The sequence below is a fragment of the Cupriavidus pauculus genome, from assembly GCF_008693385.1.
Classification (GTDB): Bacteria; Pseudomonadota; Gammaproteobacteria; order Burkholderiales; family Burkholderiaceae; genus Cupriavidus; species Cupriavidus pauculus_D.
This window is the reverse complement of the sequence record NZ_CP044067.1, coordinates 317,311-338,491: the sequence shown is the minus strand read 5'-3', so window position 1 is coordinate 338,491 and position 21,181 is coordinate 317,311. Positions and strand designations below refer to the sequence as shown.

21 protein-coding genes are annotated in these 21,181 nt (G+C 62.5%); 9 read left to right on the top strand and 12 right to left on the bottom strand.

The window, feature by feature from the left end; translation table 11 throughout:
• Complete coding sequence (locus tag FOB72_RS19805; protein WP_191002352.1) at positions 1 to 972, bottom strand: tripartite tricarboxylate transporter substrate binding protein; 972 nt, start codon at positions 970 to 972, stop codon at positions 1 to 3.
• Between the two features lie 74 nt (positions 973 to 1,046).
• The gene (locus FOB72_RS19800) at positions 1,047 to 2,006 is read right to left on the bottom strand and encodes a Bug family tripartite tricarboxylate transporter substrate binding protein (RefSeq protein WP_150377275.1); all 960 of its coding nucleotides are present in this window, start codon (positions 2,004 to 2,006) and stop codon (positions 1,047 to 1,049) included.
• A 13-nt stretch (positions 2,007 to 2,019) separates the two neighbouring features.
• Between FOB72_RS19800 and FOB72_RS19795 the strand changes: the two genes are divergently transcribed.
• Positions 2,020 to 3,378, top strand: a complete 1,359-nt coding sequence (locus tag FOB72_RS19795) for a lactonase family protein (protein WP_223851839.1) — start codon at positions 2,020 to 2,022, stop codon at positions 3,376 to 3,378.
• Here FOB72_RS19795 and FOB72_RS19790 read toward each other — a convergent pair.
• The 4 genes from FOB72_RS19790 to FOB72_RS19775 form a co-directional block, all read right to left on the bottom strand.
• Positions 3,353 to 4,102 (bottom strand): IclR family transcriptional regulator, encoded by a 750-nt coding sequence (locus FOB72_RS19790; protein WP_150374441.1) that lies wholly within the window; start codon positions 4,100 to 4,102, stop codon positions 3,353 to 3,355. The two genes, FOB72_RS19795 and FOB72_RS19790, sit on opposite strands and share 26 nt — an antisense overlap.
• Positions 4,103 to 4,124: 22 nt before the next feature.
• On the bottom strand, positions 4,125 to 5,159 hold the full coding sequence (locus FOB72_RS19785) for an amidohydrolase family protein (RefSeq protein ID WP_150374440.1): 1,035 nt from the start codon (positions 5,157 to 5,159) through the stop codon (positions 4,125 to 4,127).
• A 2-nt stretch (positions 5,160 to 5,161) separates the two neighbouring features.
• Positions 5,162 to 6,151 carry a Bug family tripartite tricarboxylate transporter substrate binding protein gene (locus tag FOB72_RS19780; RefSeq protein ID WP_223851705.1) on the bottom strand — a complete coding sequence of 330 codons (990 nt, stop codon included), beginning with the start codon at positions 6,149 to 6,151 and terminating at the stop codon, positions 5,162 to 5,164.
• Between the two features lie 98 nt (positions 6,152 to 6,249).
• Positions 6,250 to 6,987, bottom strand: a complete 738-nt coding sequence (locus tag FOB72_RS19775; RefSeq protein ID WP_150374439.1) for an IclR family transcriptional regulator — start codon at positions 6,985 to 6,987, stop codon at positions 6,250 to 6,252.
• 166 nt (positions 6,988 to 7,153) lie between these two features.
• Between FOB72_RS19775 and FOB72_RS19770 the strand changes: the two genes are divergently transcribed.
• The 7 genes from FOB72_RS19770 to FOB72_RS19740 all read left to right on the top strand — a co-directional run bounded on the left by FOB72_RS19770 (position 7,154) and on the right by FOB72_RS19740 (position 13,662).
• Positions 7,154 to 8,122, top strand: coding sequence for a tripartite tricarboxylate transporter substrate binding protein (locus FOB72_RS19770; protein WP_150374438.1), 969 nt, complete (start codon positions 7,154 to 7,156; stop codon positions 8,120 to 8,122).
• A gap of 36 nt (positions 8,123 to 8,158) precedes the next feature.
• Positions 8,159 to 8,857 (top strand): RraA family protein, encoded by a 699-nt coding sequence (locus FOB72_RS19765; protein ID WP_150374437.1) that lies wholly within the window; start codon positions 8,159 to 8,161, stop codon positions 8,855 to 8,857.
• The gene (locus tag FOB72_RS19760; RefSeq protein WP_150374436.1) at positions 8,854 to 9,798 is read left to right on the top strand and encodes a hydroxyacid dehydrogenase; all 945 of its coding nucleotides are present in this window, start codon (positions 8,854 to 8,856) and stop codon (positions 9,796 to 9,798) included. The genes FOB72_RS19765 and FOB72_RS19760 overlap by 4 nt, the downstream gene beginning before the upstream one ends.
• Before the next feature lie 108 nt (positions 9,799 to 9,906).
• Positions 9,907 to 10,854: a Bug family tripartite tricarboxylate transporter substrate binding protein gene (locus tag FOB72_RS19755; RefSeq protein ID WP_150377273.1), complete on the top strand. Its 948-nt coding sequence runs from the start codon at positions 9,907 to 9,909 to the stop codon at positions 10,852 to 10,854.
• Between the two features lie 11 nt (positions 10,855 to 10,865).
• Positions 10,866 to 11,789: an SMP-30/gluconolactonase/LRE family protein gene (locus FOB72_RS19750; RefSeq protein WP_150374435.1), complete on the top strand. Its 924-nt coding sequence runs from the start codon at positions 10,866 to 10,868 to the stop codon at positions 11,787 to 11,789.
• Positions 11,786 to 12,643 carry an amidohydrolase family protein gene (locus tag FOB72_RS19745; RefSeq protein WP_223851704.1) on the top strand — a complete coding sequence of 286 codons (858 nt, stop codon included), beginning with the start codon at positions 11,786 to 11,788 and terminating at the stop codon, positions 12,641 to 12,643. The genes FOB72_RS19750 and FOB72_RS19745 overlap by 4 nt, the downstream gene beginning before the upstream one ends.
• Before the next feature lie 23 nt (positions 12,644 to 12,666).
• Positions 12,667 to 13,662 carry a Bug family tripartite tricarboxylate transporter substrate binding protein gene (locus FOB72_RS19740; protein ID WP_150374434.1) on the top strand — a complete coding sequence of 332 codons (996 nt, stop codon included), beginning with the start codon at positions 12,667 to 12,669 and terminating at the stop codon, positions 13,660 to 13,662.
• Positions 13,663 to 14,495: 833 nt separating this feature from the next.
• Here FOB72_RS19740 and FOB72_RS19735 read toward each other — a convergent pair.
• Complete coding sequence (locus tag FOB72_RS19735; protein ID WP_150374433.1) at positions 14,496 to 14,897, bottom strand: type II CAAX prenyl endopeptidase Rce1 family protein; 402 nt, start codon at positions 14,895 to 14,897, stop codon at positions 14,496 to 14,498.
• A gap of 224 nt (positions 14,898 to 15,121) precedes the next feature.
• Between FOB72_RS19735 and FOB72_RS32640 the strand changes: the two genes are divergently transcribed.
• Positions 15,122 to 15,445 (top strand): hypothetical protein, encoded by a 324-nt coding sequence (locus FOB72_RS32640; RefSeq protein ID WP_150374432.1) that lies wholly within the window; start codon positions 15,122 to 15,124, stop codon positions 15,443 to 15,445.
• Between the two features lie 146 nt (positions 15,446 to 15,591).
• On the opposite strand, the gene FOB72_RS19725 is transcribed toward FOB72_RS32640, so the two are convergent.
• From FOB72_RS19725 to FOB72_RS19700, 5 genes are all read right to left on the bottom strand, one after another.
• Entirely contained in the window at positions 15,592 to 16,101 is a 510-nt protein-coding gene (locus tag FOB72_RS19725) for a hypothetical protein (protein WP_150374431.1), read from the bottom strand.
• 311 nt (positions 16,102 to 16,412) lie between these two features.
• Complete coding sequence (locus FOB72_RS19715; RefSeq protein ID WP_150374430.1) at positions 16,413 to 17,105, bottom strand: hypothetical protein; 693 nt, start codon at positions 17,103 to 17,105, stop codon at positions 16,413 to 16,415.
• A 23-nt stretch (positions 17,106 to 17,128) separates the two neighbouring features.
• The gene (locus FOB72_RS19710) at positions 17,129 to 17,506 is read right to left on the bottom strand and encodes a DUF2513 domain-containing protein (RefSeq protein ID WP_223851703.1); all 378 of its coding nucleotides are present in this window, start codon (positions 17,504 to 17,506) and stop codon (positions 17,129 to 17,131) included.
• A 592-nt stretch (positions 17,507 to 18,098) separates the two neighbouring features.
• Positions 18,099 to 18,785 (bottom strand): AbiV family abortive infection protein, encoded by a 687-nt coding sequence (locus FOB72_RS19705; RefSeq protein WP_150374429.1) that lies wholly within the window; start codon positions 18,783 to 18,785, stop codon positions 18,099 to 18,101.
• Between the two features lie 272 nt (positions 18,786 to 19,057).
• Positions 19,058 to 20,317 carry a hypothetical protein gene (locus tag FOB72_RS19700; protein ID WP_150374428.1) on the bottom strand — a complete coding sequence of 420 codons (1,260 nt, stop codon included), beginning with the start codon at positions 20,315 to 20,317 and terminating at the stop codon, positions 19,058 to 19,060.
• Positions 20,318 to 21,181: the final 864 nt, after the last annotated feature.

The following is a 21,181-nucleotide window of genomic DNA, read 5'->3' as shown; positions in this document are numbered from 1 at the left end:
TCACTCGGCAGTGAGTACGCCGGACTTGATCAGTCCGGCATAGGTCGACGTCTGCCGCGCCAGCAGCTTCTCGAAGTCCGCCGGCGTCATGTGAGTGGGCACGCCGCCAATGTCCTCGACGCGCTTGCGCGTGGCGGGGTCCGCGAGCACGGCGTCGTTGGTCTGCACGAGCTTGTCGACGACTGCCTGCGGCAGCCCGCGCGGGCCCATCACGGCCGTGAAGGGGGCGATATCGACTTCCGGCTGCTTCGCTTCGGCCATGGTCGGGACGTCGGGGAGCAGCGGCACGCGTTGCGGGAACACCACTGCCAGCGCGCGGAGCTTGCCGCCCTTGATCAGTTGCAGCGCAGAGGGCAGGTCCGTCGCGACGGCATCGAGTTGCTGGCCCAGCAGATCCTGCACCGCCGGGCCGGCGCCCTTGTATCCCGCGATAACGAATTTCGTGCCCAGGGCTTTCTGCATCTGCAGGATGTTCACATGGCCGGCCGTGCCATTGCCCGGATGACCGATCCGCGCGCCGCCTTGCGCTTTTGCGGTCTTCGCAAAATCCTCGTAGGTCTTGACCGGCGACGCGGCGTTGACGACGAGTACGCCCGGCACGAGCGAGAGTAGCGCGACCGGACGCATGTCCTTGAGGCTATAGTTCGCGGCCTTGCCCGCGAGCTGCCAGCTCGCCACGATGGGCCCGGTCGTCCCGACGAGAAGGGTGTATCCGTCCGCGTCCGAACGCACCATGGCGGCGGCGCCGATCATGCCACCCGCACCGCCGCGGTTGTCGATCACGAACGGCTGTCCCAGTCGCTGGCCGTACGCTTCCGCGAAGATACGCGCGGTGCTGTCGGCATTGCCGCCCGGAACGAAGGGCACGATCACCTTGACCGGCCGGGTCGGATAGCCGCCCGTCTGCGCCCAGGCGAGCGTGGGTGCGATGGCGGTGGCGAGGACCGCGGCCAGTGCTGTGCGGCGGGTCATGGCAATACTCATTGTCTAAGTCTCCTGAATGTCGAATCGATGGTGATGGTGTCAGGGGTCGGTGTGCGTACGCATCAGTCGGCCTTGATCGCGCCCTTGCGGATCACCTCGGCCCATTTGGCGTCTTCCTTCGCGAGGTACTCCGCAAACTCCGCCGGCGAGGAGCCCACGGGGCGCGCGCCCACATCGCCGAAGCGTCGCTGTACCTCCGGGTCCCGCAACGCATCGACCAATGCCTGATGCAGCTTGTCCGCGATCGCGGCGGGCGTGCCGCGCGGCACGAACATCCCGTTCCACTCGTAGACTTCAAAGCCGGGAATGACCGTCTCCGCCACCGTGGGCACATCGGGCATGCGCGGCGAGCGCTGCGGTGAAGAGATCGCGAGCGCGCGCAGCTTGCCGCTGGTCACGAGCGGCTGCGAGGCGGCCACCGTGCTGAACATGAAGTCCACCTGACCCGCCATCACGTCGGTGATGGCCGGGCCGCCGCTCTTGTACGGAACATGCACCATGTCCAGCCCAAGCCGCTGCCGGAACAGTTCCGCGGCCAGACGTTGCACCGTACCGCTACCGCCCGAGGCAAAGTTGATCGCGCCTGGCTTGGCCTTGGCCTTGTCGATCAGGCCCTGCACGGTCTTGACCGGCGAATCGGCCCGGACGATCAGGATGTTCGGGGCGAGCGAGACCAGTGCCAGCGGCTGCAGCGAACCGGGCGCATAGGGCATGCGCGCGAACAGGTGAGGATTGATCGAATACGGCGTGGCGTCGTACAGCACCGTGTAGCCATCGGGATCGGCCTTGGCGACGAATCCCGCGCCAATCGTGCCGCTGGCGCCCGCGCGGTTGTCCACGATCACGCTGGTGCCGAGCTTTGCGCCCATCTTGTTGGCCACGACGCGCGAGAGCGCGTCGGCCGCGCCGCCGGGAGCGTAGGGGACGACGATGGTGATGGGCCGCTCCGGCCACGCGGCGTGCGTCGCGCAGCTCCACGCGATGGCGCATGCCGCGAGCGCCGTGCGAACGAGGGCTTCGATAGGCTTGGTCAACGTGTCTCCTGTCTTTTTTAGTTATGTCGGTGGGTCCGATCCGGCATTGAAACGCCGACCGGCGTGGCTCGCAATGCGTTACGCGGTGCGTAACGGTCGCTGGCGTTATGTTGTGCGTAATGGCTTGGCATGCGGCAAGCGGTCGTGGATCATCGGCGTCAGTCTCATTCAGCAAACGGAGCGAACCGTGGTGCAGCAGTTTTTCTTGTCGCTTGGCAACAGGTTGTGCCGGCTGGATCTGGCGCCCGATGGTGCAATGCGGGAAGTCGACAGCCTCGACATGCCCTGCAATATCCAGTACGCGTGCGCCGATGCGGCGCGCGGTCTGCTCTACGTGGTCTGCAGCAACGGCGGCGTGGCGAGTCGCGGCGATACGCACTGGCTGATGACGGTTGCCGTGCGCGATGCCGCCATGCGCCTGGTGGGAGAGTCCGTCGCGTTGCGCTATCGACCCATTCACGTCGCGCTCGATCGGGCCGGGCATCAGCTGCTTGTCGCATACAACCTCCCGGCGGCTGTCACGGTGCATGCGCTCGACGACGCCGGTAGGGTCAGCGAATTTGTGGCGGCTGCGGAGGGACAGGACCTCGTCGGCTGGTTTCCGCATCAGGTCTTGCCCATGCCCGGCATGGACGCCATGCTGCTGACCTGCCGCGGGGACGACGCCACCGCGGACCGTCCCGAGAATCCGGGCTCGTTGCGCGTGCTCCGCGTTTCGCGTTCGCAGCCTCGGGACGCGACACTCGTGCAGGTGGTGGCACCGCGCGGCGGACTGGGCTTCGGACCGCGCAACTGCGGCTTCCATCCCACCGCGCCGTGGCTATATGCCGTGCTGGAGCGACAGAATGGGCTCGCGTGGTTCCGGCTTCGCCCGGACGGCATCGCGCCGGAACTGCGGGGGACCGTCACGTTGCTGGAACGCCCGGAGTCGCTGGTGCGCCCGCAACTCGGCGGTGCGCTGGCGATGCATCCAAGCGGACGTTTCGCCTATGCCGTGAATCGCTCGCATGCCGTCGTGCCGGACGGCGACCAGTTCGTCTGGGCCGGCGCGGAAAACAGCATCGCGGTCTTCCGTCTGGACATCGAGACCGGCGCGCCGCAGTTGTTGCAGCATGCACCGCTCGCCGGTTTGCATGCGCGCTGCATCGACCTGGCCCACGGCGGTCATTTGCTGGTGGCAGCGATACGCCAGCCCAGCGCGCGCCGCGTCGGGCACGGCATCGAATCCTGTCCGGCCGGATTGAGCGTGTTCCGCGTGGCCGCAGATGGCCGGCTATCGCTGCTGCGCCATCATCCGATCGATGTGGCGGGCCACCAGATCTTCTGGGCGGGCGCTATGCCGGATGCCACGTCGACCTGATCGACGCGGCGGGCATGCCGCTCAGAGAATAACTGAGCTTCGCCGCCGCGCGGACGACGTGTGGCGAGAACTTCTGCAAACGCGCCGTCGTCAGCCGCAGGGCGGGACCGGAAATACTGACGGATCCGAGTACGGTGCCTCTGGCACCCGTCACCGCTGCGGATATGCTGGCGGCGTCCGGACTGCGCTCGCCGCGCGTCACGCAGAACCCGCGCTCGCGAATGTTCTCGTACACCACGCCCGGGCGCCCCAGCGCGGCCAGAATGACCTTGCCGGCCGACCCCCGGTCGAGCGGCAGCAGCTCTCCAAGCCGCACATGACGGCGCAGTCCCTGCGGTCCTTCGCAACGCATGAGGCAGGAGCGAATGTCTTCTTCATAAATGAAGAATGACGCGCTCTCGCCCGACGCTGTCGCGAGCTCCTGCAGCACGGGCTCGATCACGGCATGCGCGTCGAACTGTGCCTGGTAGCGGGAGCCGATCAGTGCCGCGGCTGGGCCGAGGCGCCATGCGCCGTCTTCGCGCTGCACGAGGAACCGCGATGCCGCCAGCGTTCGCGCCAGCCGGAGCGTGGTGGGTTTTGGCATACCCGATCGTTTCGCCAGCACATGCAACGGCACGTACACCTCGTCCCCCCAGAAACATGTCAGCAACGAGAGCGCGCGTGTGACCGCCTGGACGGTGCCCGGTGCCGACGTTTCGGGGGTTCGGTTGCTGCGTTCCATCGCGCCTTCGCTTGCAACGGCCTCAGGCGGAAGCGGCCGCAAATTGCCTGGCCCAGGTGCTCAGGCGCGGATACACGCGAAGCGCGTTGCGAAAATAAATCTGCTCGCGCGCGGCGTCCGGCAGCTCCGCCGCGGCGTCGATATACCGCCGTGTGTCGTCGAAGTTGAATCCCGTTTCGGGATCTACGCCCTGGACGGCACCGAACGCCTCGGAGGCAAACAGGATGTTCTCCGGCGCCACGACCTTCAGCAACAGGTCGATGCCGGGCTGATGGTAGACGCAGGTATCGAAGTAGACGTTGCGCATGAGCTGACTCAACGGTGGCCGCCCCATCTGCTGCGCCAGTCCGCGATAACGTCCCCAGTGATACGGCACTGCGCCGCCGCCATGCGGAATGATCAGGCGCAGCGTGGGAAAGTCCACGAATACGTCCGACAGCAGAAGCTGCATGAACGCCGCCGTATCGGCATTGAGGTAGTGCGCACCGGTGTGATGGAAGTTCGGATTGCACGAGCAACTCACATGAATCATGGCCGGCACGTCGAGCTCGACCATTTTTTCGTACAGCGGGTACCAGTAGCGATCGGTGAGCGGGGGGCCGCTCCAATGCCCGTCCGACGGATCCGGGTTGAGGTTGCAGCCGATGAATCCTAGCGTGCTGACGCATCGCTCGAGCTCCGCGACGCAGGCCTCGAGACCGTGCCCGGGCGATTGCGGCAACTGACAGACGGCGGTGAATTGCCGCGGATACAGCGTTGCCACGCGATGAATCAGATCGTTGCAGGCCTGCGCCCAGTGCAGGCTCGTGGTCGGATTGCCCACATGGTGCGCCATGGCACTCGCCTTGGGCGACAGGATGGTCATATCGACGCCGCGTTCCCGCTGCAGGCGCAGCTGGTTGCGTTCGAGACTGTCGCGAATCTCGTCGTCGCCGATATGAAAATCCGGTGCCAGCGCCGGTGCGCCGGGCTCGAGCAGCCTGGCGGTCTGTCTGGCGCGATAGTTGTCGAGCGCTTTGGGGGCCGTGGTGTAGTGCCCGTGACAATCGATGATCATGGTCAGTTCAGCGTGATATTGGCACTGCGGATGACACGGTCCCACTGTACGGCTTCCTGACGCGCCTGTTTGCCAAGCTCGTCGGCCGAGGTGACATGGAGGTCCACGCCCTGCACATCCAGACGCTCGCGCAGGCCCTTGTCGTTGCCGATCTTCACCAGCGCGGCATTGAGGCGCGCGACGACGTCGGCCGGCGTGCCCGACGTTGCGTATATGCCGTACCAGGTCGTGTATTGAAAGCCCGGCAAGCCAGATGCCGAAATCACGGGAATCTTGCTCAGGCTGGGCGATGTGGACGGCGCGGTCAGGCCGATCGCGCGAATCGCACCTTTGTCGATCATCCCCTTCAGCGAGGGAAAGCTGCTGAACAGACCTTGAATCTCGCCGGATACGAGATCGTTCACGACCAGCGAGGTGCCCTTGTATGGCACGTGGTTGATATCGATCTTCGCGGTAGCCTTGAACTGCTCCATGCCCAGGTGCGCGAGGCCGCCGACACCGGCGGAACCGAAATTCACCTTGCCCGGATTCGCCTTCGCATAGGCAATCAGTTCCTGCGCGTTGTGCACGGGGAGCTTGGCGCTGACCACCAGCACGTGCGGGCTCGTGGTGACCATGCCCACGGGCATCAGATTCTTTGCCGCATCGGCAACGCTCTTCGTCAGCAGCGGCTGAATCACGATATTGCCCGATGCCGCGAACAGCAGCGTGTAGCCATCGGGATTGGCGCGGCTCACGGCATTCATCGCCGGCAGGCCAGCGCCGCCACCGAGGTTGTCCACGACGAAAGACTGACCGAGCTCCTTGCCGAGCGCCACGCCCACTTCACGCGCGACGACGTCGGCGGGGCCGCCCGCGGCAAACGGCACAACCATCTTGACGGGCTTGTTCGGATAGGCGCCAGGCTGCGCCATCGCGTATGTGCCAAGCAGGGCGGCGAGGCAGCCAAGCGTAGGGCGAACGGCAAGACGAACGAATAGGGCGTTGCGCATGAATTGTCTCCGGGCCGGTCATCGCCGGCGGTTGTTGTCGCGGGCAATTCTATGGCGGACGGCGACGGTTCCTTGCAGCGTTTCGACAGGTGAAACGGTCAGGCGCGCGCGGAGGGCGAGGGTGGGTGGGTCGCGTAGATCTTCTCGCACCACGCCGCACTGGCGCCGAGCAGGCGCGAGAGCTTCGTTGCGGCGACGAGCTGAACGCGTGCGATCTCCGAGGACTCGGCGGCCTGAAGACGCGAGGCCGGGCCCGAGAGCGTGAGCGCAGCGAGGAATTTGTCGCCCGCGCCGAAGAGCGGGGTGGCAAATGCTGCTGTGTAAACGTCGCGGACGCCAGAGGTGAACCAGGGCAACGGTTCTTCCCGTTTGACCGATGCGTCCCCCTTGCCCCAGTACTTGAGCACCGACGCGATCGCCGTGTCGTCGAGCGGCAGGATCGTGCCGGGGAGCCGGGTCTCGCGCAGGCCTTCGCTGGGTTCGGCGCGATAGAGACACATGCGCTGCTCGTCACCATGCAGCACGTAGTACGACGCACTCTCGCGCGTTGCCAGCGCAAGCTCCTGCAGCACCGGTTCGATGACGGTGCCGAGCTGGAACGATTGCTCGTAGAGCTTGCCGAGGTAGAGCAGGCGCGGGCCGAGCGCGTAGCGGCCATCGGCCGTGCGGACCACGTAGCTCATGCGTTCGAGCGAATTGAGCAGACGAAACACCGTGGTCTTGTGCATGCCCGAGGCGGTGGAGAGCTGCGCAAGGGTCAGCACTTCGGATCCCAACCGAAAACAGTCCAGCAGGCTGAGTGCCCGTTCAACCGCCGTTACCCCGTGATTGCTCATGTCTTCCCCGACGCAGTGTTTGTCGAATTGTACTAGGTACAACGCCATTTTGAAGCGTACTTGGGTAAACGCCTAATGGACGGATGGCGGGGAGCGACTATTATGCCTTCCATACTAAATGAAACGCAGTTGTACACAGTACAACCAAGCGAACGGAGACCATCCAATGCGTGCTATCCGAACCCGCGCTCTCGTCGTTGCGGCTTTGATCCTGACCGGTACGTCGGCGCACGCCGCATGGCCGGACGACCGGCCGATCGAGGTGTATGTCGGCTTCGCCGCCGGCGGCGGCACGGATCTGCTGGCGCGTGCCATGGCCCCGTATCTGCAGAAGCATCTGGGCGGCAAGGCGCGGATCGTCGTGGTGAACAAGCCCGGCGCGTCCGGCGAGATCGCATATGTGTCGCTGTCGCGCGCGGCACCGGACGGCTACACGATCGGCATCATCTCGACGCCCTCGTTCCTGACGATTCCCATCCAGCGCAAGCCCAAGTACGACCCCGCCACGATCGTGCCGCTGGCGCGCGTGATCGACGATCCGACCATGTTCGTCGTCGCCGGCGACAGCAAGCTCGGCTCCATGGCCGATCTGGTCCGGCAGCTGAAGGCAAATCCCGAAGGCCTGTCGATGGGCAGCAATGGCATCGGCACCAACGGCCATATGGCTGCACTGGCGCTGCAGCAGGCGACCGGCGCCAAGGTCAATCACGTGCCGTTCTCGGGCACGTCGCAGACCAAGACCAGCCTGCTTGGCCATCACATCGACGTGATGGCGATGAGCACCACCGAATTCACGGAAGCCGACCGCGCGTCCAGGGACGTGAAGGTGCTGGCGCAACTGGGCACCGAGCGTCGTCAGGGCGTGGTGGCCGATGTGCCGACCGCGCGCGAGCAGAAGCTCGATATCACCGTCTCTTCGGAGCGTGGTTTCGCCGCGCCGCGAGGTCTGCCGCCGGAGATCGCCAGCCGCCTGCAAAGCGCGATCGAAGCGACTGTGAAAGATCCCGAGTTTCTGACGCGCGCCGTCAACGAGGCGCGCGGCATTTCCTATCTGTCCGGCGCGGCGTGGACCCAGCACATGGTCACGCAGCGCGGCAAGTTCGAGAGCCTGTGGAAGATCGCTTCCACAAAGTAAGTTTGACGTTAGTCCGTTACATCATAGGAGTTGTACATGAGCACCCAGGCCAAGGCATCCCCCGCGATCCGTCGCGAATATGAGCGCGTTTCCCCCGAGCTGGTGGAGCGTGCCTCGAAGTTCCAGGCCGCGATCCTGGCCGACGTGGTTGGCCGTCGCGGTACGCTCAACGCGCGCGTGCAAGGTCTGTCGCCCACGATGAAGGTGTGCGGGCCGGCACTGACCGTCGAAGTCCGTCCGGGCGACAACCTCATGGTTCACGTGGCACTGGCGATCGCCAGGCCGGGCGACGTCATCGTGGTGGATGGCAAGGGTGACCAGACCGCGGCGCTGATCGGCGAGATCATGGCGACGCAGGCGCAGGCTTCCGGCGTCGCGGGCTTCGTGATCGACGCCGCCGTGCGCGATTCGCATGAACTCGGCCACGGTCGGTTCCCGGTGTTCTCCGCGGGTACCAATCCGTGCGGTCCCACCAAGGCCATCGGCGGTCTGGTGAACTGGCCGGCCTCCGTGGCGGGCGTGGCCGTGAACCCGGGCGACCTGGTCGTGGGCGATGCCGACGGCGTGGTGGTGATCCCGCGCGAAGACGTGCCCGTCATCCTCGAGCTTGCGCAGAAGAAGGTGGATGCCGAAGCCAAGCGTATCGCTGCCATCAAGGCCGGCGAGCTGCGTCCGGGCTGGCTCGACAAGGAACTGCGTACCGCTGGCGTGCTGGCCGAGGGGGAGTCGCTGTGAGCAGCGTGAAGAAACCCGCTTTGCTGGTCACGGGCAATGACCTGGCGCCGCAGGCGCTCGCACTGCTGCAGGACTTCGAGGTGGTCTTCGCGGGTAAGCAGTGCCCGGAAGAGGCGGTCATCGCGCTGGCAAAAGAGAAGGACCCGGTTGCGATCATCGTGCGGTACGGCAAGGTGGGCGTGGCCGTGATGGACGCCGCGCCGTCGCTGAAGGTCATCTCCAAGCACGGCAGCGGTATCGACGTGATCGACCAGAAGGCGGCCGCGGAACGCGGCATTGCGGTGAAAGCCGCGGTGGGCGCGAATGCCGCGGCAGTCGCCGAGCACGCGTGGGCGCTGATCCTCGCCTGCGCCAAGGCGGTGCCGCACCTGAACGATCGCATGCACGCGGGGCACTGGGACAAGTCGATCCACAAGACCATCGAACTCAACGGTCGTACGCTGGGCGTCGTGGGTCTTGGCGAAATCGGCCGTCGCGCGGCAGTGATCGGTGTGGCGATGGGGATGAACGTCGTGGCGTTCGACCCGTACGCCAAGGTGGTGCCGGTGGGCGTGACGCTGGTGGACAACCTGCCGCAGCTCTATCGCGAGTCCGACGTGGTCTCGCTGCATTGCCCGCTGACGGAAGAGAACCGCGGCATGCTGAACCGCGAGACCCTGGCGCAGTTCAAGGACGGCGCGATTCTGGTCAACACCGCTCGCGGCGGCCTGATCGACGAGCCGGCACTCGCCGACGCGCTGACCGGCGGCAAGCTCTACGCGGCCGGGCTGGACAGCTTTGCCGTGGAGCCGATGACCGTACCGCATCCGTTCCAGCAAATCCCGAACCTCATCCTGTCGCCGCATATCGGCGGCGTGAGCGATGCGGCCTACGTAAACATGGGACTGGGCGCGGCGAAGAACGTGTTGGCCGTCCTGCAGGACACCGCTGCGGCGGTCTGAGTCAGACCAATAGAAACAGGCATCACGACGGATTCCGTGCCATGCGCGGGACCCCGTCGCTGGTGTCAGGAGACAACGATGTTGCAACGAATCCTCTCTGTAGCCGCCATGCTCGCGGTGACTGTCGGCGCGTCTGTCGGCACCTCCGGCGCGTTCGCTGCCTATCCCGACAAGCCCGTCCGTATCGTGGTACCGAATCCGCCCGGCGGCGCGGTGGACGTCGTGACGCGCAAGGTTGCGCAGAAGCTCACCGTACAGCTGGGCCAGAGCTTTGTGGTCGAGAACAAGCCCGGTGCGTCGGGCACCATCGGCACCATGCAGGTGGTCAATGCCGCAGCCGATGGCTACACGCTGCTGGCCAACGACAACTCGTACACGACGCTGCCGTACGTGTTCAAGAAGCTCAACTGGGACCACCAATCGGCGTTGGTGCCGATCGCGCCGTTCGCGTTTTCTCCGGTCGTGATAGCGGTCAAGGCCGATTCGCGCTTCAAGGATCTGGCGTCGTTGATCGCGTATGCCAAGGCCCATCCCGGCGAGGTGACCTTCGGCACAGGCGGCCCCGGCAGCTCGCCGCATTTCTCGGCGGAAGCGTTCCAGCAGGCTGCCGGCATCAAGCTGATGCACGTCCCCTACAAGGGCGCGGGCGAGGCCACCGTAGGGTTGCTGGGTGGCAGCGTCGACCTGCTGGTGGTGTCCACGCCGACCGCGCTGGCGCCGGTCAAGGGCAATCAGATGCGTCTGCTCGGCATCAGCGGCAAGCAGCGCGTGGCGGTGTTCCCGAATGTGCCGACTTTCGCTGAAGCAGGGCTGCCCACGTTCGGCCTGTTCAACTGGTCGGGACTGGCCGCGCCGAAGGGCACGCCGGAAGAGGTGATCAAGCGGCTGCAGGCAGAGATCCAGAAAGCGCTGCAGTCCGCGGACATGAAGGAATTCCTCGCGCAGATGGGCTCGCAGCCGGGCAGTCTCGACAGCGCCGCGTTCGCGCAGCTGATTCAGCGCGAGACTTCGCAATGGGCGACCGTTGCGCAGAAAGCCAATATCGAAAAGCAGTAACGGGAGCCGACATGTTCTTCCTGCAGCAACCGGCCGTGCGCGATGCGACGGTACTCACGCGGCTACCCGAATCGTTGCGGCGGCACGATCGCGACAACGCCTGGTCCATCGCCAATCGCGGCGGCGCGATCGTCGACTCGTTTCTCGAAGGCCCGGTCTGGGCCGACGATCACCTATGGGTGACCGACGTTCCCTACGGCCGCGTGTTTCGGGTCTCGCTGCGCGGCGATTGGGAGCTGGTCACCGAATACGACGGCGAGCCGAACGGCATGAAGCGGATGGCCAACGGCGATTTCCTGATCACGGACTATCGCCATGGCCTGATGCGTCTCGATACGAAGACCGGCACGGTGACGCCGTTCCTCGAACGCCGCAACTCGGAACGCTTTCGCGGCGTCAACGACCTGACGTTCGACAGCGCCGGCAATCTCTACTTCACCGATCAGGGCCAGACGGGCCTGCAGGATCCGACCGGGCGCGTGTACCGGCTGTCCCCCGACGGCCGGCTGGACCTGCTGCTGGCGAACGCGCCGAGCCCCAATGGCATCGTGTTGTCGCCCGACGAGAAAGTGTTGTACGTGGCCATGACGCGCGGCAATTGCGTGTGGCGCGTGCCGTTGCAGGCCGATGGCTCGGTGAGCAAGGTCGGCCAGTTCTTCACGTCCTACGGCCCCAGCGGCCCGGATGGTCTGGCGATGCGGGCCGATGGCTATCTGCTGGTGGCCAATCCCGGCCTCGGCTATGTGTGGGTGCTGAATCATCGCGCCGAACCGGTCGAGGTCATCCGCACCCCCGTGGGCGCCTCGCTGACCAACCTCTGTTTTGGCGGTGCCGATGGCAAGACGCTGCTGATGACCGAGTCCACCACGGGCTCGATCCTGAGTGCCGGGATGCCCGAGGGTGGGGCCACCGTGCACGGCGGACGCGTGGCATGAGCGGTCAGGCCTTGCCCGTCGTCGCTCCCGTTGTCGATCTGGCCGACGCCTGCGATTGCCATATGCACGTCTACGATCGCCGCTATCCCGTCGCGGCCGGCGCGACGCTGCGGCCAGCGGATGCGTCGGTCGACGACTATCGGCGGGTCCAGCGCGCGCTCGGCACGCGGCGCGCGGTGGTGGTGACACCTTCGACGTACGGCACCGACAACAGCATCACGGTGGACGCCATTGCCGCACTCGGCACCGGGGCGCTCGGCGTGGCGGTGGTGGGGCCCGATGTCACGGACGCCGAGCTGGCGCGGCTGCATCGCAGGGGCATTCGCGGTATTCGCTTCAATCTGACGCTGCCCGCGCCGGTGACGCTCGCCGATATCCCCACGCTCGCGCGCCGCATCGCGGCACTCGGCTGGCACGTGCAACTGAACCTGCCGCCGGCGTGGCTGCCCGACGCGGCGGCCATGCTCGCCGCGTTGCCGGTGCCGATGGTGTTCGACCACTACGGGCACCTGCCGCTCGAGGGCGCGCAGGCGGAGCCCGCGTTCCGCACCATTGCCGCGCTGCTGGAGGCAGGCAAGGCGTGGGTCAAGCTGTCGGGGCCGTATATCGAATCGCGTACCGGTGCGCCGGATTACGCGGACGTCCAGCCGCTAGCGGCACGGTATCTCGCGCTGGCGCCCGAGCGCATGGTGTGGGGCTCCGACTGGCCGCACCCGACGGTGCAGGCCCGCGGTGGCGAACCGGTCGACGACGCGGCCACGTTGCGCACGTTTATCGAGTGGTGCGGCGCCGCGGCATTGGCGGAGCAGGTGCTGGTGCGCAATCCGCAGACGCTTTACGCGTCACGTACGTAGAACAAATATTCTCGGAGACATCGATGGTCCAGTTTTCCTCTGTTTTGCTGCGCAAGCTCGGCGTTGTCGCCTGCATGGGCGCGGCAGCGCTCGCAATGGGCACGGTTCAGGCGCAACCCGAATGGCCGGGCAAGCCCATCAACTACATCGTGCCGTACCCGGCCGGCGGTACCACCGACATCCTCGCGCGCCTGGTGGCGATGAAAGTCGGACAGGCCCTTCATACGACCATCGTGGTGGAGAACCGTCCCGGCGCGACCGGTGCGATCGGCTCGGCCTTCGTCGCGCGCGCCGCGCCCGATGGCTACACGTTGCTGGGCGCGTCCACCGCTTCGCACGCGATCAATCCCGCGCTGAACCCGAAGCTGCCGTATGACGCGGTCAAGTCGTTCGCGCCGGTGGTGTTGCTCGGCACCATTCCGAGCGTGCTCATTGTCGGGCCCAACAGCTCGCACAAGACCGTCAAGGATCTGCTCGCTGCCGCGAAGGCCAAGCCCGGCGCGGTGACCTTTGCCTCGGGCGGTAACGGCACCATCCTGCAAATGTCCTCCGAGCTGCTGCAGCAGCACGAGAACGTGCGGATGACCCACGTGCCCTACAAGGGCGATGTGCCGGCGATCCAGGATGTGATAGCGGGCCATGTGGACTTCATGTTCGCGCCGACCGCGCCGATCCTGCCGCATGTGCAGGCCGGCAAGCTGCGCGCGCTCGCCGTCGCCACGGCCGCTCGCGTGCCGAGTCTGCCGAATGTGCCGACGATGGCCGAAGCCGGGGTGCCGGGGTTCGAAGCCGAGCAATGGCAGGGCATCTTCGCGCCGGCCGGCACGCCGCCCGCCATCGTGCAGCGGCTCAATGCCGAGATCAATCGCGCGCTGCAAGACCCGGAGGTCAAGGCGCAGCTTGACAAGCTCGGCATCAAGATCGCCGGTGGCGCGCCGGAGCGGCTGACCGAGATCCAGAAGGCCGATATCGCCAAATGGAGCCGCGTCGGCAAGGCGGCCAACATCACGCTGGAGTAAGCGATGATCGACAGCAAGGTGCACCTCGGCGTCCCTCGCACCGCCGGTTTGTGATGACGGCCATCGCGTTGGCTGGCGCGGTACCGCTTGCGCGCGCAGCGTCGCGGCAGTCGGCACCGTACTCGGAAGGCGACGAGCCGCCCGTGCCGAGGCCAAGCTGCGCCGGCTGAAGAATGGCGGGATCGTCGGGCTGCGCGTCGATTTCGTGTCGACAGCTCCTCCGGCGCCTTCCGCGTGCCGCTGTCGACCTGACACGTCGCCGGACTGGCGACCATTTATCGACAACCTCTCGGCGCGTTCGGTCGCCCATGCGCATGGCAGGATCGGGAACCCTAGGGATGCGACACTTGAATTCGTCTCAAGTACGACATCAGAAAAAACGGCCAACAATGTCTAGGGCGTTCTCAGATGTCGTGGTGCCCGCTGAATTTAAATGTCGGCACGAGCGTGCGGTTAGTGCGGGGTTGAAGGCTTCGTTGGGCCTTTGATCGGGCGGTGTCGCTGGCCGGCAGCGGCTGGGCCGACGGGCAGGGTGGGGCGCACGCAGATCGGCTTCGCAGCGCCTCCGCCGCGGGAGAGCTGGTCGCAACAATTCCCGGTGGGGTGAGCGGGCACCGGAGTTGTCCGAAGGCTCGACCGGCGCAAAACGACCCATAGCGGTCTGTCGGTCTTGCCGATAGCGGTCATTCGACGCCTTGGCACAAGACAAAGTGTCAACGGCGCGTCAACTTCTGCTCAAGCCCGCATTCGAGATGATCACGGGCCCTGATCCTGGCAAACTTGCGATGCTTGCTGAACGTCCGCTTCTGGTCGAACTGCTCCATCTAGGCAGACTATAGAAGTTGGAGCGAGAGCACCATGGCGTTCGCCAGTGCATGGGTCAGATAAGCACATAGCACCGGTCGGCCGCGCCTCCGTGCCTCTATGACAAACACGCCAGCAAGTACCATTGCCCCGAGGAAAATACTTAGGACATTTCGATCTGTAGAGCCATGCAAACATGTGAACACGATGGTTGAACCGAGCCACGCGCGCCACCAAGGTTGACGGAGCACTCCCGCTAGCAACCGTATGGGAGCCCATTGCCCAATCAGCGTTTCAACGTACGGCATCACAACCACGATAACCAGCAGTTTGAACTCTATAGAACGATTTTCGAACGGCCTTTCCTGTGCGTCCCCTGTACCCAGGATCCACCAACTCGTCAGGATCAGCAAGATCTGCCCTGCGAACATGAGTGCGGCTCCTGCGACGATCAATCCCCACCTGGAATTCCCGCTAGCGATAATGAATGCTCGGAACTCTGCCCAAGATCGCAAGTTGTAGCTCCTCTTATTTTTTTGTCTTTGCGCGTAAGAGCCCACAGTCATGAGCCTTAATCGAACAGGCGTGCGCCGCTCGACGACAATCATCAAATGAGAGATGATAACCGTACTCACTCACCAGAGAGAGCGCACCAATGGCGACCATCACAGTGAACGGCATGTCGGTTTCGGGCACTTCGATTCGGGTGAATAATGGCAAAATTTTTGTGGACGGACAGGAAATGACGCCGCACAGCAAAGTGATCACGATCCAAGTTCAAGGGGACATCAATTCGATTGATGTTTCAGCCTGTGACTCGATCCATGTCAGCGGAACTGTCGGCACCATTAGAACCATGTCGGGGAACGTCCGGTGTGGTGGCGTAACGAATTCCGTGGAAACGATGTCCGGAAACATCGATTGTGGGTCGGTGGGCGAGTCCGCTACGTCTATGTCGGGTAGTGTTAGGCGCAGATGAGCGGCGATTCAAGAAGCCTATAGGACATGTGTTGCATGGCGCGACTGAAATGTTCGGGCTAGCGACGAATTGTGTGCCATCTAGGTGAGCATACCGAGCGGCTGCTCCCGGCCGCTCTTGGACAGATTCGCATCCGGCTTTGGACATCAAGGAATCTTGACGCGCAGACGTTCTTTCATGATGAGGTTGTACAGGTTAGCCGCGGCAAACTTGTCCGGGCCATAGGTAAGAGCAAAGTTGAAGACCTTTCTCAATGTTACATAGCCCAAGTAAAGATAGGTGCTGCCGGGAATCTGAGCCGAGTAGCTCATCTCCAGCCCGCCGCCTCCAGAGTATGGCTTGACACTTCGGGACAGCACCGTTACTTGACCTGGTGCTTGCACTTCCATGGCTTCATGCCGTGCATGCAGGCATACTTCAGCCAATTTAGAAAATTTTTCGTTTGGCACTTCGTAAAAATCGCAACTTACAGTAATTGCCGCACCGTCAACGTCAGATTGCCAAGTCAGGGAGGCATCTTCGGATGTGCCCATCTGCTCCCAATGCTCAGGCAGATCAAGAAGGAATTCACTGTAAGAATACTCAATGAGCTTCTCCGGTGATTTTTTTGGCGGTGCGGGCGGGGGCGTAATCGTAAACGAGTAACTGAATTTCATATCCCACTCGGTCTTCCCATCACTAATCTCGTGCCAGCCTAGCAAAGCTTATGAAGAAGAACATCACTCCAACGAGGGGCGAGTGGCAGATAGGCAAGCATGTCGAGCGGCTGCTCCTGGCCGTTTGAGGAAGTTGGTCCTTAAGGACGCTGAGGGCTTAGGCTGGTCCGGCGGCTCATTGAAAGGTCGCCCACAGTTTAGGCCGCGAATGTTTAGGGGAGTAGGCAGAATCGTCGCGCCCGATCGAAGCGATCCAGCGGTGAGCTAGCCTTGCGTACTGCCGCGTCGAAAGGGTCTATTGCTGTGGCCCGCTAGGCCAGAAGGTCTACGAGATGGTCTTGGAGGGCTTGCTTGCAGGCGGCGAAGTCCTTGTGGATTTGGACCAGCGCTGACAGGCGGAAGCACTGCGCCGGTGTTGGAATCTGTACGTTCTCCTTGAGCAGGAGCAGGTCCCAATCCGGTCGCGTGATATCAAACGCCAAGTAGAGGGCACCTTTGTGCGCAACGAAGTTTCTGCAATGGGCGAGTCGCCCAAACCACCTAGGATCGATCCCGCGCTTCTGCATCCAACCATTGATGATGGCTATCCGCATTGCATCATCGATCGGCTTGCCCACGTACGCGTGAATCTCATGCATGAAGACCTTTAGGTGGTCGATGCAGGCATCCAGTTCCGTTATGAACAGATGCATGTCAGCGATTACTAGGTACTTCAGTTCATTATCAATCGGCAAAGCGACGCCAGGCTTGCCAGGGAAGAACACGTGCTGAGGTAGCTTCGCAGCGCTGGCCTTAGATTTTAGTGCTTTCAGGTTCCCATTCAGTCGGATGGTGGCCCAATGGAGCAGATTCAGACGTATGGAAATATGCAAGCCGAGTTGCGTTACTACAGTCGGCAGAGGGGGCTGGCCATGCTGGCTATGCCATGCATTGGCCTTCGCATAAACGGGAAGAACCCATTGGGCTCCTCCGAGTTCGCTCAGATGCAGAATCTGAGTTGGCATGCAGGACTCCCGAGAGCTATGGTCTAATCTCGGAACTGCGACTTGATGTAGTGCGTCGCCGCGACCTTGATCACGTCGAAGCCAAGAGCGATGCCCTTGTCGGTGATCATCTTCTTAACCTTGGACCACACCGTATCGCTGCGGATCTTGCTGAGAAATTCCTGGCCATCCCACGTCAACCGCAAGGCGAACGCTCCCGCGTAACGCTCCGACATACTGCCTATGGTCCTGGCAATGATCAGGCCCGCTTCGTTGAGCATCTGGAAGTGATAAGCGACCATTGTAGGGTCATAGCCGTCGAACTGACTTGAGGACAACCCCTCGTGGTTCGGATTCAGCCCCTCGAGGCGTGTCAAGATTTCCCGGACCAGGTCCCAGTCCCGCTTCATCGTCGGTTCCACGCTCGCTCCATACAATGTTGGCTCGTGCTGATTATATGGAGGTTATGGGGATGGTTGCGCATCCCCGGGAATTCGCTCCACCGGCAACTTTTCAGAACCCCTCAGAAGGCGCACAGCTTGTACCCATGAACGGCACTGAGAATCTCGACCTCGTGGGGCTTGGGCGGGCGCCTCGACTGAAGTATGACAGAGCGATCCGGTTGATCATCAGCTACTGCCTACCTTCAGCGGCACATTTCGCGCACCAGCGCACAGGTTCAATGCCCAGCCTGGGTCAATGTCAGTTTCCGACTGCTCAGCAGATGCTCGCCGACGAAATAGGCGATGGCGGAGACTGGCCGGTAAGCACCCGATCGACTGCGAGATCTGTTGGGCCGAGGCCAGCCGGCTGTAGTCGACTCGGTCCCCGCTGAACAAGCCGCCCCGCGGACTGCAGTTCGCTGGCCTCCGGATGGCGGCAGCCAGGGCGACTCAGGAGGGCTTCCAGCGCGAGCGGTCTTCGGCGTCGCGAGAATCGGCCCAAAGTAGCAGCCGTTCAACGTTCGACGCAAAACGTCCCGTCGAAGGCGGGTCCTCGATGGATGAGGCAGACCTATGGGAAGGGCACGCCTTCATTGATGAAGCGCTCCATCTCGTTGTTTCCGAGCGGCCGAAGACCAGCTTCCTGCATGGCGGAGTACCAACTGGCCAAAGCCCTCTTCATTGCGGAGAAGTCGTTCTTTGGCGCTGAACCCACGTGGTGGATCCAGAGCTCGATTTCTTTGACGCTGATCTCGCGCTTGCCCACAAGAAGCTTGGCGATCTGAATAAGGCTACCAGCGAGCGCTTCATCGATCGCGTTAGTGGGAACCGACCAGTGACGATTGCCCAGGCAATCTGTGTAAAACCCGAGTTGTTTTACTTTGTCGAGAACGAACGGATGTTCAGCATCTTCCTCAAAAAGCGGTCGAAAATCCTCTAGCTTCCGTGCACCCTTGACTGCAAGTTCAGGGAGTAGCCAATTAACGTTTTTTCGACTGTGAGATCGATAACTCTTCCAAGCGGCAGCGACTTCTTCTTTGGAATTCGAGGTGGCGAGTTGCCGAAGGATCGATACTTTTCCAGATTCTTCGATCGATAGAGCTGCAAGCGAAGCAGCAGTCGGAATTCGCCCAGCAGCAAGTAGCGCTTCAGCATCGTCTGCGAGACGTTGAGCATTCGCATTGGCGGCGTTCATTCCAGCGGCGACTTCCGCTGCGGATAACGGCCCTCGATATGTGTTCAGCTTCTTCGAAGACATGGGTTCTAACGTGCTATGGGAGAGAGCCGCGTCTGGAAGTCTCGTCCTGCGGCATTAGTGCATGTCTCGTTCGTGCCTGGGGCCAGCCCTTTGACGTTCCAGTAAAAAGGGGGAGAGCCTCGGGCTCAACTTGGGTAACGCCTATTCTAGGCCGTTTCGAAGCAACGTCGTCCGTCCGGTCATGGCGGACACAGCCGTCGATCAGTCGGTGAATCCGCAACCGCCGGCGCCCGGTGGGCCAGGCGTCCGGCTACGGACGCCTGGCTTGAGCATTACCGAGCCTCTGGTTCAACGAGGTCTCTTACATGTTGGAGCCAGTACTCGAGAGAATGAAGTTCGATTAAATGGTCTTTCAAGATGAGCGGCAACTGCCACTCGATCTCCGGTAAAAGTGCCTTGAGGTACGTGCGCCGCGCCGACCCGCCGTCACGAAATGACAGGTCCATATATGAGGGAAGCCGTTCGGGACCTTCGCGTTTTTCCATTCGATGAGCACGGAATAAGCCCGTCATAAGCGAGGCCCGAACATTAAGATACGCGATTGGCATAGCCGCTTCCTGCCGGCTCCTAATGATCTTGCTGGCAACAAGGAAGTCAGCCACCCAATGGTTACTAAGCACCTGGCTAGCCTCGTCGCGGATTAACGGGTGAGGATGGCGCGCAGGCGACAAGTCTAAGTTCTCTGGATAGTTGGAATAGAAGCGCTGAAACATGCAACCCGTGGAGCAGAGCAATAGGTACCAGACGTTGAAGTTGAGTCTGCGCTGCTCCACAAGGTATTTCAACGTTAGATCTGTCGCCTCAGCGTCGGCCAGAAGCTCTCGTGCCTGTGCCGGAAGGTCGGAGGGGAGCGACTTGCTAGTATCTTGAGAGGCGGAATCACTCTGAACTACCGAGTCCTCCTCCATTTCCCAGAAGGCATCATCATGGATACGTGAAGCTGTCCTCGCGCGCAACGTGTGGTGTCCCTGCACGACGTGCCCTAACTCATGAAAAAACGTCCACACGAGCATTAACTCAAACATGATGAATCTGCACCGAACTTCGTCAGGACGAGGTTGCCGTTCATCCTTTTGCTCTGAGATGCGCTCGACGAAAGCCTCGCATATGGGCCTAAACAGGTCGCTCACATTCGAAGCATGCAAAGGCGGAAGCGGATCAGTGAAACGAACCGGGCAATCGAGAAACATCTCCATGCTGTTGAAGTTGCTCAACACATCAGTTTCCGTCGCGAGGCGGCGGCAGACGATGGGAAATGCGAACGCGTCAGCGTAGATATCGGAGACGAGCGATGTACGGAACTCCATGCGGGGGTGGAACGGACGACTTGGGGAGACGAATACGCCAGCGTTGGGCGGGCCCATCGTCATGTCGAATTTCAGCTCCCCGCCACGAGGAGCGAAAATCTTCTTATTGGCCCAGCCAACGAGGCTGTCGATTAGCTGCTGAGCGAGCGCCTCGGTGAACTCATTGTTGATGAATTTCTTTTCTTCCTGAAGCCGGAGTCGCTTCAGACCGTCAATCTCGCTCACAGTGGTTCCTTCTAGAATCTGCTTTGCCGGTATGTATTTCGTCGCTTGTCGTACACGGGGGCGGACACTATCGCACCGCAGTGACCTTTGAGATTGTGTTCAATTTAGAGCGGCAAGTCGAGTGGCCGCTTCTGGCCGATTGCTGCCGGCGGGCTAGCGGCGGCGTACCGTGAGCATACCCCGTCCGTGGATGTCCCAGATCGGCCAAGAGCCGCCACTCGATGAAGGGACCAAAGATGGAGATTCACGGGAAGCAACCACCAGCTTCACGGCCGAGGCCGCCGTTTGCCACGCTTACCCAGGCTCCGGATACCCCCCGTCGTTGCGCTTGTCCTGCTCCGCACATTGCCTTTAAGCTCACCCGCGATGGGCGCGTCACTGCAGAGTGAATGTCTTTGGTCCACGCCGCCTTGCCGCCGCTCCCCAATGCACGCCGAACCCTGAATAACATGGTAGACCAGAAGAACTTCGCGTTAGTCGTCTCGCTGTGGACGTTCATGTTCGCGGTTATCTTCATACTGTGTTGGGGATTTGTGTTCGGATATTCCCTTCAGAATGTTGTTGTTCTTGGCTCGGCCGGAGCCCTTATAGGTGCTATTGGGGCGCCGGAAATATACCCGCGACTGTTTCGATTTCCACGGCTTTGGCAAATGACCCTCGCAGTGCTCGGCTGCGTTCTTGTTGCAGACAATATTGGAGTGGGAACACTCGGCTATATTGTTGCGATAGCGTCGGGGCTTGCCCTTGGCTACTTCGCGCGCTTCTGGAGCCTCCGTGTTTAGCTCGGAGACCAGTGATTCAATCTAGCGACGAAGTCCGCGGTCGGCCAGAAGCGGCCAGTCGGCCTCAGAGCCAAATCATCGA

Excerpts from the sequence above, each read along its gene's own strand:
- FOB72_RS19790 (WP_150374441.1), bottom strand. The coding sequence starts at position 4,102 with ATGGAACGCAGCAACCGAACCCCCGAAACGTCGGCACCGGGCACCGTC.
- FOB72_RS19775 (WP_150374439.1), bottom strand. The coding sequence starts at position 6,987 with ATGAGCAATCACGGGGTAACGGCGGTTGAACGGGCACTCAGCCTGCTG.
- FOB72_RS19735 (WP_150374433.1), bottom strand. The coding sequence starts at position 14,897 with ATGTTCGCAGGGCAGATCTTGCTGATCCTGACGAGTTGGTGGATCCTG.
- FOB72_RS19780 (WP_223851705.1), bottom strand. The coding sequence starts at position 6,151 with ATGCGCAACGCCCTATTCGTTCGTCTTGCCGTTCGCCCTACGCTTGGC.
- FOB72_RS19705 (WP_150374429.1), bottom strand. The coding sequence starts at position 18,785 with ATGTCTTCGAAGAAGCTGAACACATATCGAGGGCCGTTATCCGCAGCG.
- FOB72_RS19745 (WP_223851704.1), top strand. The coding sequence starts at position 11,786 with ATGAGCGGTCAGGCCTTGCCCGTCGTCGCTCCCGTTGTCGATCTGGCC.
- FOB72_RS19715 (WP_150374430.1), bottom strand. The coding sequence starts at position 17,105 with ATGCCAACTCAGATTCTGCATCTGAGCGAACTCGGAGGAGCCCAATGG.
- FOB72_RS19755 (WP_150377273.1), top strand. The coding sequence starts at position 9,907 with ATGCTCGCGGTGACTGTCGGCGCGTCTGTCGGCACCTCCGGCGCGTTC.
- FOB72_RS19740 (WP_150374434.1), top strand. The coding sequence starts at position 12,667 with ATGGTCCAGTTTTCCTCTGTTTTGCTGCGCAAGCTCGGCGTTGTCGCC.
- FOB72_RS19750 (WP_150374435.1), top strand. The coding sequence starts at position 10,866 with ATGTTCTTCCTGCAGCAACCGGCCGTGCGCGATGCGACGGTACTCACG.
- FOB72_RS19765 (WP_150374437.1), top strand. The coding sequence starts at position 8,159 with ATGAGCACCCAGGCCAAGGCATCCCCCGCGATCCGTCGCGAATATGAG.
- FOB72_RS19770 (WP_150374438.1), top strand. The coding sequence starts at position 7,154 with ATGCGTGCTATCCGAACCCGCGCTCTCGTCGTTGCGGCTTTGATCCTG.
- FOB72_RS32640 (WP_150374432.1), top strand. The coding sequence starts at position 15,122 with ATGGCGACCATCACAGTGAACGGCATGTCGGTTTCGGGCACTTCGATT.
- FOB72_RS19805 (WP_191002352.1), bottom strand. The coding sequence starts at position 972 with ATGACCCGCCGCACAGCACTGGCCGCGGTCCTCGCCACCGCCATCGCA.
- FOB72_RS19785 (WP_150374440.1), bottom strand. The coding sequence starts at position 5,159 with ATGATCATCGATTGTCACGGGCACTACACCACGGCCCCCAAAGCGCTC.
- FOB72_RS19725 (WP_150374431.1), bottom strand. The coding sequence starts at position 16,101 with ATGAAATTCAGTTACTCGTTTACGATTACGCCCCCGCCCGCACCGCCA.